The organism is Arenicella chitinivorans (genome assembly GCF_014651515.1).
In the GTDB taxonomy this organism is placed as follows: domain Bacteria; phylum Pseudomonadota; class Gammaproteobacteria; order Arenicellales; family Arenicellaceae; genus Arenicella; species Arenicella chitinivorans.
The window spans coordinates 387,361-400,984 of the sequence record NZ_BMXA01000001.1 but is presented as its reverse complement, the minus strand read 5'-3'; the positions used below and the strand labels follow the sequence as shown (position 1 = coordinate 400,984).

Sequence of the window (13,624 nt, the reverse complement as noted above, 5' to 3'; positions counted from 1 at the left end):
GTTTCATCGCTGGCAGCATGGTAAGCTAGAATGGATTCGGGCCATCCAATTGATCCCCCAAAGAAGCGATATATTCCTCGAGTTTTGCCTCAGCTTGATCGCCAAAAAATATTTTACACGCCTCCATTAGGCCTGGCGCATGCACGATATCGCGATTGCGTACCACCTGCGTGATTTTCGAACGTCGGCGCAGAAAGTCTTCCAGCTTAGTTACCATTTCATAGCGCGCGGTATGCTCGATCTCACAACGCAAGTACTCAGCACTCTGCATTAAGCGCTCTGCCTGCCTTGGATCCTGCCGAATATCTTCCAGCAACTCTAAGGCATTGCCACCGTATCGTCGCCAAAGCCGTTGAGAGAGTGGCTCTGATGATCCTTCGACCGTATAGTTGTCGAGGTCCATGAGTCGTGCCCGATGGTAGAATTCGTCTTTGACTGAGTCATCATCTTCACCGTACCACTTAAAGCCCTCAAACGGTAATTCGACCCCCATGTCACTTACCAATTCTGCGATTTCATTACCCACGTTTATGCAGTCTGTGGTCTTACCACCAAAAATACTGATATGACGGTCAGATGCATTCACATCGACTGCATGCTTGCGTGACAATTTAACCCAATCCGCGACGCCATCACCGCCCTTTTGTGCTAGTGGTCGGACACCGCAGCGCTCCGCGATCACATCGTCTAAGGTAATCGGTTGCTCAAAGTCTAACAGGCTGTTGATATTTTTTAACACGAACTCTCGATCTTCCTCAGTGACGGTCACATCCGGACTGGCAACTTGCGTATCGGTGGTACCAATCGAGGTTTTATTGCCCATCGGTATCACGAAAAACAAGCGACCATCACTGGCAAAAAAGGCCAGAATACGATTGCCTTTGGTGACCCGATCAATAATCAAGTGAATGCCCTTGGAGAATAAATGTCGGTGCTGGGTCTGTTGACCGGTCAATTGATTATGCTGATCGACATAGGGGCCGCAGGCATTAACCAGCACTTTTGAACGAACGGTAAAGGTCTCGCCAGAGAGCGTGTCGCGTGCCGTCACATGCCAGAGTCCATCTTTGCGTTCCGCGCCAGTCGACTCAACATAGTTTGCAGCGACACAACCATAATCCATACTGCGGCGGATAAAGTTAAACACGAACCGGGCATCATTGTCATATAGGTAAGCGTCTGAGTATTCGAAGCCGCCAGCGGCATTACTGGTGTTAATTACCGGTTCACGCTCTTCAATTTTGCGCGCATTCATGTAATCTGGGAACTGCGTGTAAAAACGCCCGATGATCCAGTAGAAAATCGTGCCTAAATACACAAACCAAGAAGGAAACCGAAACCCTTTGGCGATGGTGGTCAGAAAACGAATCTCTTTTACCGTCGACGGGTAACTCTGCATTAAGTGATTTCGACTCTTACACAGGTTGTTGACCAACAAGTATTCATGCGACTCGAGATACTTGATGCCGCCCCAGGCCAGATTGGAAGAATTGGAACTGGTTAGCCCAGCAAAATCACCACGATCAATTAACGCCACAGAAGCGCCTTTAGCACTCAACGAGGCCGCAGATACCGCGCCGTTTATCCCACCACCTAGCACCAAGACATCGAATACTTTGTCTGCACGCTGAAGACGCTCAATATTGCTGTTACGTAAATCCATAAGCCGGTCGTAATTGTAAAAATGCGAAGGCTAGTATATACGGAATCTGACCTACCGTGATCACGGCCAGATGACAAGTCCGACATGAAAACATGTCATCCGGCCCGGTTGGCAACCATCGAACCTATTCAAAACAGGTTAAGTAAGGCTTGTCAGCTAGGCTTCGAGTCTCTGGCGTTTGCAGTATGCGCAGGATGTTACTGTATTGATCCGTCCACAATGGCAAGGTTTTGGTTTGACCGGGTAGACACTCCTCAGTCAGCGACATGGCCTCCAAAAAATGGTCGTTATTGGTCATGAGAATCCAATCCGAAGCATAGATCGCCTGATCATCAACGTCTTTATTGGTTACCCGGAAAACCTTTTTGTTCAGTTTTTTGGCAAAAGCCACCACTACCGGAGTTAGGTCAAGATGGCGATTTGACACGTGCATGGCTAGTACGCCATCAGACGTCAGGTTCTGCCAATATAGTGTCACTGCCTCCAGGGTCAGCAAATGCACTGGAATTGAATCACCGCTGAATGCATCCACTGCCAGCACATCAAATTGATAGGGTTGCCCTTGTGACGTGCGTTTTTGTAAGGCAATGCGGCCATCCCCGAGCACCACGTCAGCGGGCACACCCAACGCACGCAAATCAGCAAGATAAGAGAAATACTTATCTTCCATCGTAATCACGTTCGGATCAATTTCGAAAAACGTCATTGCTTTACAGTTCTGACACAAACTGGCGATGGTAGCGGCCCCCATTCCCAGCACACCGACCTCAAGCTGTCTTTTTGGAACTGGAAAATGACGAATCGCGACACCAACGCCGCTTTCGGGTCCGTAGTAACTGGTAGCGGCGAAGATCGGCGCATCGTTTAATCGCATCTGCGAGCCATGAATAATTGCGCCATTATTGAGCAAGCGGATATCACGCACGGCAGTCGGGTCTTTAGCGTCAAACACCATTTCACTCACGGTCAGCACACCATAGAACCCCCGCACCTGCTCGGTGTTATCTGCTTTGGTGTTCTCGATGTGGGCATACAGCATCAAGCTCAGAATAAAACACATCAAAATCCAGCTGGTTTGAGCACTCAAATCCAGCACACGCGAGCGGATGGCTACGGTATCGAAAATACATAAGCCAGCCAAAATCAGCATTGCAACCCATGCGATCTCGAGCTCCCAGTAACCAGAAAAAATCTGCGGTGCAATCATTGCCACAAAAAAGCCACCGAGAGCACCACCGAACGAAATGGTCAAATAGTATTTGGTTAGGAAATTCGGATGGGGTTTCTTGCGATACAACTCGCCATGACACACCATGCAACCGACAAACAGTATGCCGGTGTACGCCACGACTTGGTACCAGAAACTTGCGGTACTGCCCAACAGTAACGCGACCAGCGCTGCGCCAACCGACACTAGTAACAGTGGGATCCAAATTCTGCGTTGGTACCAACCAGGTTTATCAAAACAAATAATAAAAGAGATGAGATAGAGCGACAGCGGCAGAATCCATAGGAATGGTACCGAAGCGATATCTTGGGTTATTTGATTGGTCGTCGCGAGCAGCAATACCGATGCGGTAGCCGCCAGCGCAATCCATAAAAAGATGTCTGCCACACGCGTTTCGGAATCGGTTTCGGGGCCCGGTTGCTCACTACTCGCCGTGGCGTCAATTCGTCGCAATGACCATAAACAGGCAACACAAACCAGCAAGTATGCGATAAACCCGGCAGACCATAGTCCGGTCTGTGACTTCAGAGTAAGGTATGGCTCGATCAAAAAGGGATAAGAGATCAAACCCAACAATGAACCAACATTGGATAAAGCATACAGTCGATATGTCTGACCGCCTGGAAACACACTCTGAAACCAGCTTTGGAACAAGGGCCCGGAGGAAGAAATGAGGGCGTAGGGTAGGCCAACCGTCAACACCAGCAGAATCAATATATCGATCTGCGGTTCAGGCACACCTTGCAGCGATGCCGCAGGTTGAGAAGGCTCGATTGGTAAAAAGACAACGACGGCAAACAGAACTAACACGCAATGGATTGCCGCTTGTAGTTTAGGCGTAGCCAAGCGCGCCAACAAATGCGCATACAAATACCCAAGCAATAGGAACACCTGAAAAAACACCAGGCAAATGGTCCACACGCTGGATGCACCACCGAACCAAGGCAAAATATAGCGTGCAATGATTGGCTGAACCTGAAAAAGCAGAAAAGCTGACAGAAATACCGCAACGGCGTACTTAATCATAGAAGATGCTCATTAAGTGCTTGCTACGGATTCAAGTGATTTTCAACCGGAGCCAAGAGAAAAATAATAGGATGAACGACGATCTGGGCCGACTGTACGCACAAATATCTTGTATGTATTCAGTAGGCCTCGATGCTCGATTTAAATCACGATGGGTTTTGTACCACGTAAATGTCTGCACGGCGAGCACGACCAGCAGACTGCTGACCACCATCGATTTCGCCAGCGCCCCAAGCAATAAATTGCTGCGCCGCTAAGCCTGAGCGGACTTTTAATTGCTCCATTGTACTGTGGGCACGCATGCGCGACAGCTCGAGGTTTGTGATGGCATCACCTGCCGAATCCGTGAATCCGACGATGACATAGGTTTTGTCATCGCCATTCAGTTTGACTTGTTCAGAGATGAGGCTCAGCTTCTCGGCGTTATCGCTCGCGGAACTGCCAGTGTCAAAATACACTGTCGACAGCAATGAGACCTCTGCGATGTTGTGTGCCTGAGGACTTTGATACTGCGGCTTGGGAATTCCGGGTATGCGATACAATGCGGGGTCGTAGACTGAACGTAAAATCATTCTTGGTCGACCATCAAACTCTGTTACATGCACCATATTGGCGACTAGATAGCGACTGCCGTTGCCAACGGTACTCAACAAATAATATTGGTTTTCCGTTGGCCCCGCGACAGACTTATCGAAGAAAATTTGCCAGCCGGTTGTCTCTCCACAGCGTGTACCTTGGCATTCAAATTCAGCTGTCTGTCCCCGCGCTGAGAAAAATGTTTTCGCCTGCTGAAATAGAGAATACGCACTTTGCTGCTCGTCAAAATCATATACCTGATGACACACCGAGCCTTGCATTTTGACACTCGTAACCGGTCGGTAGCCGACGGAGTAACCATCCTGCTCAGTATTAAAATACTCAACCGGTCCCTGAATGACTTCCGCTACCGTGCTGTGCTTATCTACGTGTTTGAAGAGCTCAGCGCCAGCAGGCTTAAACGTGGCACAGGCCTGCGCAAGGGAGGTAAGACTCAAAATGGCAATCGCGGTAAGCAGGTACAGTTTAAGCATGACTCGAGTTGATAGTACGTTCATAAATCTCGTTATAAATAGTGTTTTGTGAGACTGGTTACTTAAACAAACAACCAGATTAGTTTTCTAAATCATTGCGGTAGACCGGCGTTTGCATCCGAGTAATCGCATGCGCCGTAATCGCTACGTACACGTCACCCGTTGCCAGTCCGACGGCGTTGCAAGTACGCTGCTCTACCGAGGGCCCAAAACCAAAGAATCCGCGTAGCATCGTACGATAGGCTAGCTCTCGAAGGCCTGGCACTTTCAGCTTATGACACCACAAGGTCTTGATTTTTAACAAGTTAGCGTCCTGGATGTTGATCTTCTGTGTCTTGCTACCGATCCGTATATTTTTCGTTGTCGTAGATCGGTAGGTAAGATTATCGTTAGGGATCGCGTTTACATACGAGACCCGTTGACGTCGCTCATCTAGAATCGGCATGCGTTGTTTAAAGGCATCGAAAGTGCGTCGATTGGGACTGATTATTTCAACCGTATCCAGGTCGCCGATGGCTGCTGCATTGACACTAAATTCAAAGGCTTTGGCTTTTGCGTAGCCACCGATAACACTGGCGGCACTTCGGTCACCATTAACAAACAAGGGCATCATTCCACCGGCCAGCGCATCGCGCATCTCGGATCGACGTGCGTTGTTTAAAGCCCCTGCTCTAGCTGCTTCGAAAGTAGCGACGTTCAACGTCGCCTTGGATCGATACACATAGGCGACCTCTACGATGCCGAAAAGCAAAATAAAAAACAGGGGCAGCACGTAAATCAACTCAACCAAGGTCGCACCACGCTGTGTATTTATTGCTTGTCTAAAACTTTTCATGTCCATACCTCAATTCATGCCGTTAAACCAACCCTCTACGACTACTTACTCATTCACTTCCCCAACCACGTGCACCTGCGAATTGCTGGGTGCTTCTTTTTTATCCGATTGCCCTTCATTTACCTTGTTAATCAATCTGGCTTTCAGCGCAAGTGCCTGATCAAAGTAAGGTGAATCAGGTTCGATAAAGCTCAGGCTCTGATCAATCACCTCAACCGACTGACTGACCCGTGTAAGCGCAAGGTTAAACCAAGCCTGCTCAAACTTATTATCGATCTTCAGCACCTCTTCGTACGCGTTGACAGCAGCCGCTAAGCGCCCAGAACGATAGTAGATATTGCCTAATTTGAACCAGGCATCCGCCAACGTGGGATGCGCCATCACAATATTCAGAAACCAGCGCTCAGCTTCCACCAAACGCCCTTCTTGATATGCAATATTGGCTTTCTCAAACTTGGCCTTCAGATCCAGTTGGCCAGGCAAGCCAGTCGCTGTTGGGGGCCTCAGCTGCGAGCCCGTTGGTGGCGTGACGCAGGCCGACAACAGGCTCAGTACAACAATAATGACGACTCCGAAGCCACTTTTTCGGTTATACATTTTTGACGTCCTCGACCCTTTGAAATTCTAAAACTTGACCAACTTTCATTTGGCGGGCACTCGATTCACCTGACTTCATTTCAAGTACCGAGCGACTGCCCAACGAATATGAGAATCGCCAAGGCTTTAGCCCTGACACTATTTTTGTAATACTGAACTGTTTATCCAAGAACACGACATCAATTGGGAATCGCATCCCGAACATGTGCACGCTTGAACACCGATCAAACCAGTAGACTTCACCGGCACTTATTCCTGACTGAAACAACAAGCCTCGCGCGCGCTCAATGAAAGACTCCATTTTGTGTACGCGGTAGGTTTGCCGTTCTTCACCAGGCAGTGTCAACAACCAGGACATCATCATCATGTCTCAAAAATGAACTTCAAAATAATGGGGAAGAACAGGACCACAAACGTGCATGGAAAAATGAAGGCAACCAATGGAAAAGTGAGTTTCACAGGTGCTTCCATCGCTGTTTTCTCCGCTTTCTGGAAACGCTCGATTCGGCGCTGCGTAGACTGTATTCGTAAGGTCTCGGACAAACTGGCGCCAGTTTGCTCAGCCTGAGCCAACGCGGCAATCAAACTATTGATCTCTTTCATATTCAAGCGATCCGCCATCAAACGCAGTGCAGCAATACGACTCATGCCGGCACGTACATCACGCAGTACGGTATTAAATTCTACCCCGAGTGGACCAGGAGGGCCTTTCTCAACCGCTTGCTGCATCGCGCCACTCAAGTTCATGCCAGCCTCAATTGCCATGGTAATAAAATCCAGAAACGTAGGCAGAGACTTAAGAATTTCCTTTTCGCGCTTTTTACGTCGATCGTTTGCAGATATGAGCGGTAAAAAGAAACCAAGTAATGCGGCCAATAAAACATACATCCAAGAAAACATCTCTAGCATATTCAGTGCAACTGCACATGCACCGCCTGCCAATAAGAATGCACTCAGCTGAAGGCCAAAAAGTTGTTCCGGCTCCATCAAGTAAATCAACTCAGCTTTCTGGAGCGTACGCTTGGTCTGTTCGATATATTCAACGCTGAGAAACCGACCAATGTAATAGGCAAAAAAAGTTGCCATAGGCCAGATAAGCTTCATTTTAAATGGTAGAGGGTCTTTGTAAGTCCGATCATCACGGGGCACCGTGTGACCAATATTTCTTACGGCATAGATCAATGCACAAATTGACGTGGCGAACAACAGGCCTGTGGCGAATATTACTATTTGACTAAACATCGATATTCACAATCTTATGGATAAAGAAGTAACCTAAGCTCAACATAAAGCCCAAAAATGCTAATGTTAGCCAGCCATACCACTCGGTGAACAGTTGCCCCATATACGCTTCAGTGGATTCGAGAAAAAATAACGCTGCACCGACAAAGATCGGCAAACCGACCATCACGTACCCCTGCATTCGGCCTTGTGCAGTTAACGTTTTCACCTTGGCTTCCATTTCCAACTTGGTGCGGATTGTGTCAGACAATCGGCGCAACACATCAGACAAGTTACCGCCAACTTCACGTGAAATTTTCATCGCTGCGACTACAAGCTGCATTTCCTGTACATCAATACGTTTATTCAAATTATCCAGTGAGTCATCAAAATTAACGCCGAGTCGTAACTCATTCAAAAACAAATCGAACTCTTGTTGAATTGGCCCGCCTTCTTCTTTCGCACTCACCTCAATCGACTGATTTAAGCCCATGCCTACCGCCATCGACGTAGAGACACTGAGTAGAAAGTCCGGCAGCTGGTTTACAAATTGATCAACACGTCGACTTTTCAAAATTCTCAGCAATAAGCTCGGCATAAACGACATGACACCGGCCACCATCGCAGTAACCACCAGCGATTGTGTCAACAGGTACAAAATCAAAGACACAAAAAAGATTAATGCCAGCGATAAAATGAATATCTTCTCGGCGTCAATGAACAGGTACATATCCGCCAGACTCATCTTTGTTTTAGACACAAATTGAGATTTGGCTTTGGTGGCTGAATCAAACAGCGGTACCACAATCAGGTACATCAACATGACCACCAACACGCTGAACATTAATGCAACAACAATACTCATGCTAATCCCCTACACGGCCTCCTTGTTGTTGCTGTCGAATATACTAATATCAACAGGTACGCCGCTATCACGAAGTTCCTCGTAAACCTTGGGCACTAACCCAGTGGCAACGAATTCGCCTTTTACTTTCCCCTTGGCATCCCGACCGGTTTGCTGAAATTTAAAGATCTCTCCCAGCTGAACGACACCCTGGTCAATTCCGGTCACCTCACAAATACTGGTTACTTTTCGCGTTCCACACGAAAAGCGAGTTTGTTGCACGATAATGTCGACAGCCGAGGCTATTTGCTCTCGGATCGCCTGGATCGGCAATTCCATACCGGCCATCATCACCATCACTTCGATACGTGAGATACAGTCTCTTGGACTGTTGGCGTGGGCCGTAGTCAATGAACCGTCATGACCCGTATTCATCGCCTGAAGCATATCCAACGCCTCGCCACCACGACACTCACCAACAATGATCCGGTCAGGTCGCATCCGCAGACAGTTTTTAACCAAATCTCGAATATGAATTGCACCCTTGCCTTCTTGGTTCGGAGGTCGAGCTTCCAGAGCCACCAAATTCGGCTGATACAACTTTAACTCAGCAGCATCCTCCACTGTTACAATACGCTCGTTATCCGGGATGTAGTTTGAACACACATTTAACAGCGTGGTTTTACCAGAGCCTGTACCACCGGAAATCACTACGTTCTGCTTGTTTGTGACGACCATTTCAATAAAGTCGACCATCCTCTGATCCAGCGAACCGAAACCGACTAAGTGACTTGCCGTCAGCTTCTCCTTCATAAACTTTCGAATGGTGATGGACGAGCCCTTCAACGCCAACGGGGGGATTACGGCGTTAACACGTGAGCCGTCTTTAAGACGCGCATCCACCATCGGAGACCCCTCATCAATACGACGGCCAAGCGGTGTGACAATCCGTTCAATCGCGTATTGAACAGCACGGTCATTAGTAAAGGTTATTTCTGATTTAAATAGCTCACCTTTTTTCTCGTAGAAAATATCATCTGCCGAGTTCACCATAATCTCGCTGATATCATCATCGGCAATCAAATCCTCGAGCGGCCCAAGTCCAATTGACTCGTCCAGAACTTGTTTGACTAATGAGTCACGATCCAATTCTTTAGGGAAGTCTTTGTACCCATCGACGATTTCTTTGAGCATCTGCTTAGTCATGCTCAAAACTTCGTCATCGCTCATGTCTTTTACATTCACACGCCGCAAATCCATCTGCCCCAATAGCGCTTCATGCATCTTCGCTCGCCATTCACGCCCCTGCTCCATCTTCTGAACGTCGATCACGGGCATCGTGCTTTCGGCAGCTGCCTTCTTGGCCTCTTTAATATCGGTAACAGATGCTTCGGGGCGCGTATCAGGGCTGCTCTCAGTCTGATTCGTGTCAGTGCTCTGGTCGCTGTCGTCCGTTTTTAAGTTCTGTGATTTGGAACGGTCTGTCTTGTCTTTAATGGTCAATACATACGAGTCAATGAGAATGGCATCTGACGCTTTGATCGGACCGTACTTTTCTTGTTTTTCGCCATTAACCGAAACACCACTGGATGCGGATTTCATATCAAGGATATAAACACCATCATCTTGATTATAGAGACAGGCATGCTCGCCACCGATACGCCAGCCACGTAACTGCACTGCACTGGCCTTATCTTTCCCGATTGAAACCTTACTCTCGCTGGTCACGACCGTGTCAACATGTGTGCCTTTACTCGTGGTAACAATAATTTCTATCATCAGTTACTCCGCAAGAAGTTTATTAAAAACCCCACCATTACCCTGGATCTCCTGCATCTCCTTGAGCTGCTTCTCTACTCGGTCATTTACTGCTGGTGACTTCACATCTACAACCTTAGTCGTTACCAAAAATACAATTTCGGTACGTTGCTCCTCCAAGCTCTCGGATCGAAACAAAGAACCCAATACAGGAATTTCGCCAAGCAAAGGAACACTATTGATGGTCTTAGTATCATTGGTTGTCAGTAAACCAGAGATCGCAACGGTGTCACCAGGCTGAATACTAACGACACTTTCGGTTTCCCGTATTAACAAACCCGGCACACCGAGAACCTGTACACCGTTATCAATAGAACTAATTTCAGCCCTGATGTTTGAGACGATTGTTCCGTTTGAATCAATTGTTGGTTCGATATCAAGTTGAATTCCATACTCTTGAAATTGAACGGTCGTTTGCCCGTCAGAATCAGTGAATGGAAACGGAATGGAGCCACCGGCGAGAAAAGACGCAACTTCGCCGCTTCTTGTACTCAATGTCGGCTCCGCAAGAACACGGGCGGCGCCATTTTCTTGCAAGAAGTTTATTCTTGATGTAACCGACGTAGCTAACCCAGCGTAAGGGTAAAAGGTTTTGTCCGTAGGCGGTATTAGCCCTATAACAGAAAGCCAATCAATATCGTTATCAGTTTCTGGCACGACACGGTAGCCAACCTCATTATTTAGTAATGAGCCAATTGTCGTCACCATAGGTCCATTCGCGTTGTCAGCCCAGTCGATGCCGAGATCCTTTCGGTATCGCTTATCAAGCTCCAAGACCTGGACCTTCATCTCAATCATCTCACGATTGCCTCGAACCGGTCGCACAACTGATATTAGGTTTGGGTATTTTTCAACCAGCTGCTGGAAGCGCTCGGCTTCCTCCGGCTCGACCATCCCCTCAACGAGAATCTTGTCACCAACCGCGCGCGTGGTGACTCGGTCGTAGTTGCGCAAAATAGATTCTGTGACCTCTTGTAACTCAATCATGTCAGTTGGCAGAATCTTGACCTGGTAGTGTTGCTTTCGTTCACCAGTTTTCCAAACAACTAGATCTGTTTCACCTGCTAGAATCGGAATCAACATCAAATGCCCTGTCTCCAACACACTGGCAGTAAGGACATCATCATTGCCAACAGCAAGACGCGTCACCTCACCTACCTCGATGACCTCGATCTCTCCAACATTAAGAGAGAGCTTCTGAGTGCTGCCCCACGCTTCAGAAATACCCATCAATTGTGCACACAACACAAAAAATAACACCAATACACTTTTCATTTTTCTATTCTTCATTGCCGGCGGCTTTGTTGTTTTCTTCAGGTGAGACCGGTTCATTTTGTGGCTCAGTTGATTCACTCTCATCGACCACTTGTGGTGCTGATTCAATACTGGTTTTAGCTTCTTCCACAGCTGCGTCTCCCTTCAGTACGCTTTTGGTATACTTCCGGCCAGAACTAGCTTTCGCTGCAGTACTCATAATGGTTCGCACTTCAGGCTTGATACCAGTCGCATCACGATTAGAGCGCCCGAAGAACGTGTAAGTTCGCTTAGGCCCAGAAGCTCCGCTTTCTATGACACTGGCGGTGTCAACAACACTCCAATTGCGCATTTGATTGTCATTAGCGCCGCGCAATAAGAACACTATTTCACCGCGACTTGCTGCAAAAGCGAGGTTATCTGCGTCGTCTGCTTTCAGCGCCAATGTTACAGAACCAAAATCGAAGATATTCTCTTCGTCCAAGTAGTCTTGGCCTCGATACGGCTGCTCCTTAGTGAGTAAGGGATTTCGATCCACAGCCAATACACGGATGTTTTGAAAAAGCGGTACCAACACTTCTTCATTGCCATCGTCAGACTCGGCAAATTCGCCAGAAAGAAAAATATCGACATGATCCCCAACAGACAATAGTCCGGCATTACTCGTGAGATTATCAACCTCGAGCGTGACCGCACGCTGACCATCTTCAAGCAACTCTGAAAAACGCTCAATCAACACACCTTCCAGAAAATGCGTTAATAGCGGTTCGCCACTCGACATCGGAAATTTCAACAGACTGCCGTCGACATCCTCAAACATATCTGGAGTGATCACTGCCGCGGATAGATTCATTGCGGACACTTGCGCCACAGCCAAATTCTCGGCGCTGACGGTGGTTCCAGCAGGCAGATCGGCATTCGCAACCACAATGTCGACTAAATCACCGCCGGTTCCGGCTAAGCTTCTTTTGAGGTTTTCCTCAGCATCAGACAGGTAGCTCGTGGCCGCAAAAAATGCCAACGCACCAACAAGGAGCGCTGCTAGGAGCAGGCCCCAACTCTTCAAAAAATCTTTCATGGCTCTCGGCTATTTTTTTGGGGACGGGAGTGATTGGGCGTAGATATACGCGGAGTGCTCTTTCTTGATTGCTTCTTCAAGTAACACAACAACACTTTTATTTTTTCCCGGCACTGGAATTAGGAGGACCGAAACGATGGCAATGAGCCCGATGAGGTATTCAACCACGGTGGCTCCGCGTGCTCGATCTAGCCGAACGCGATATGTTTTCTTCATTTGTGAGTGGGTAGTCATAGCTTTTTTGAGTAGGGTAGCTCGTTATTATGATCTTTTAATTAATTGATGGATGTGGCAACTCCATAAGTTTTGCCATCACGACTGACAAAGCTTAAATTCAACTTTCTTCCCCCTTTATTCATTGCTAATACGTTAACGTCTTTAATGTTCTCGGGCGTTCCGCCCAGTACTTGCCAACCATCAGACTGCATACTGCGTAAATAGAACCTTAGGTTTTGTCGCACACTCTGCGCATTCTCAAACAACAAAGTCCGCGTCACAATGCCGCCGTCATCCGACTTAATATCATTTAAAATTTTACTTTTCGGCGGGGTTGGAAAATCTTTACCAATACCTGATTGCAATTTTTTGATGTGCGCAGAACCCGCATCGACCAATCGAAACATTGGAGTAATCCCAAGTGTTCCGTGAGTTACGGCCATGGTGTTTTGCTCAATCTGCACTGTCATGAGATAGTCGCCCTCACGATGCGATAAAATACGCCAATCTCCGAACAACACATTGGTCATTTCATCGCCCCATTCGGACTCATAAAAGGCCACGATATCTTCCTCATCGTCCTTACTCTTGAACTGATATGCGCGCATCTCAAGCCCGTTAAAGTCCATGTTATCGGCCACAATAACGACGTCCATATTTTTCGAATATGGAAATTCAGGATAGCCTTTGGCACGCGCGTCACTAAAGAGTAAAACACCAACAATAAATAAAGCACTGATTTTTTTAACTGTGAGAGAATTCATCTTGCATCGC

The 13,624-nt window shown here is 47.6% G+C and carries 12 protein-coding genes; all 12 read right to left on the bottom strand.

The window, feature by feature from the left end; translation table 11 throughout:
- Window positions 1-25: 25 nt before the first annotated feature.
- Window positions 26-1,663: a glycerol-3-phosphate dehydrogenase/oxidase gene (locus IE055_RS01795; RefSeq protein WP_189398291.1), complete on the bottom strand. Its 1,638-nt coding sequence runs from the start codon at window positions 1,661-1,663 to the stop codon at window positions 26-28.
- 124 nt (window positions 1,664-1,787) lie between these two features.
- Window positions 1,788-3,917, bottom strand: a complete 2,130-nt coding sequence (locus IE055_RS01790; RefSeq protein WP_189398290.1) for a spermidine synthase — start codon at window positions 3,915-3,917, stop codon at window positions 1,788-1,790.
- 146 nt (window positions 3,918-4,063) lie between these two features.
- Complete coding sequence (locus IE055_RS01785) at window positions 4,064-5,011, bottom strand: OmpA family protein (RefSeq protein ID WP_189398289.1); 948 nt, start codon at window positions 5,009-5,011, stop codon at window positions 4,064-4,066.
- A 55-nt stretch (window positions 5,012-5,066) separates the two neighbouring features.
- Window positions 5,067-5,822: a TadE/TadG family type IV pilus assembly protein gene (locus IE055_RS01780; RefSeq protein ID WP_189398288.1), complete on the bottom strand. Its 756-nt coding sequence runs from the start codon at window positions 5,820-5,822 to the stop codon at window positions 5,067-5,069.
- A 45-nt stretch (window positions 5,823-5,867) separates the two neighbouring features.
- Window positions 5,868-6,419 carry a tetratricopeptide repeat protein gene (locus IE055_RS01775; protein ID WP_189398287.1) on the bottom strand — a complete coding sequence of 184 codons (552 nt, stop codon included), beginning with the start codon at window positions 6,417-6,419 and terminating at the stop codon, window positions 5,868-5,870.
- A complete protein-coding gene (locus IE055_RS01770) occupies window positions 6,412-6,780 on the bottom strand; it encodes a DUF192 domain-containing protein (protein WP_189398286.1) in 369 nt (122 codons plus the stop codon). The genes IE055_RS01775 and IE055_RS01770 overlap by 8 nt, the downstream gene beginning before the upstream one ends.
- Window positions 6,781-6,782: 2 nt before the next feature.
- Window positions 6,783-7,661, bottom strand: coding sequence for a type II secretion system F family protein (locus IE055_RS01765; RefSeq protein WP_189398285.1), 879 nt, complete (start codon window positions 7,659-7,661; stop codon window positions 6,783-6,785).
- Window positions 7,654-8,505 carry a type II secretion system F family protein gene (locus IE055_RS01760; protein WP_189398284.1) on the bottom strand — a complete coding sequence of 284 codons (852 nt, stop codon included), beginning with the start codon at window positions 8,503-8,505 and terminating at the stop codon, window positions 7,654-7,656. Before IE055_RS01760 ends, IE055_RS01765 begins: the two co-directional genes overlap by 8 nt.
- A gap of 9 nt (window positions 8,506-8,514) precedes the next feature.
- Window positions 8,515-10,263 carry a TadA family conjugal transfer-associated ATPase gene (locus IE055_RS01755; RefSeq protein ID WP_189398283.1) on the bottom strand — a complete coding sequence of 583 codons (1,749 nt, stop codon included), beginning with the start codon at window positions 10,261-10,263 and terminating at the stop codon, window positions 8,515-8,517.
- A gap of 3 nt (window positions 10,264-10,266) precedes the next feature.
- The gene (locus IE055_RS01750; protein WP_189398282.1) at window positions 10,267-11,655 is read right to left on the bottom strand and encodes a type II and III secretion system protein family protein; all 1,389 of its coding nucleotides are present in this window, start codon (window positions 11,653-11,655) and stop codon (window positions 10,267-10,269) included.
- Complete coding sequence (gene cpaB, locus IE055_RS01745; protein ID WP_189398281.1) at window positions 11,582-12,634, bottom strand: Flp pilus assembly protein CpaB; 1,053 nt, start codon at window positions 12,632-12,634, stop codon at window positions 11,582-11,584. The genes IE055_RS01750 and cpaB overlap by 74 nt, the downstream gene beginning before the upstream one ends.
- Before the next feature lie 275 nt (window positions 12,635-12,909).
- A complete protein-coding gene (locus IE055_RS01740) occupies window positions 12,910-13,614 on the bottom strand; it encodes a class II glutamine amidotransferase domain-containing protein (RefSeq protein ID WP_189398280.1) in 705 nt (234 codons plus the stop codon).
- Between the last annotated feature and the right edge of the window lie 10 nt (window positions 13,615-13,624).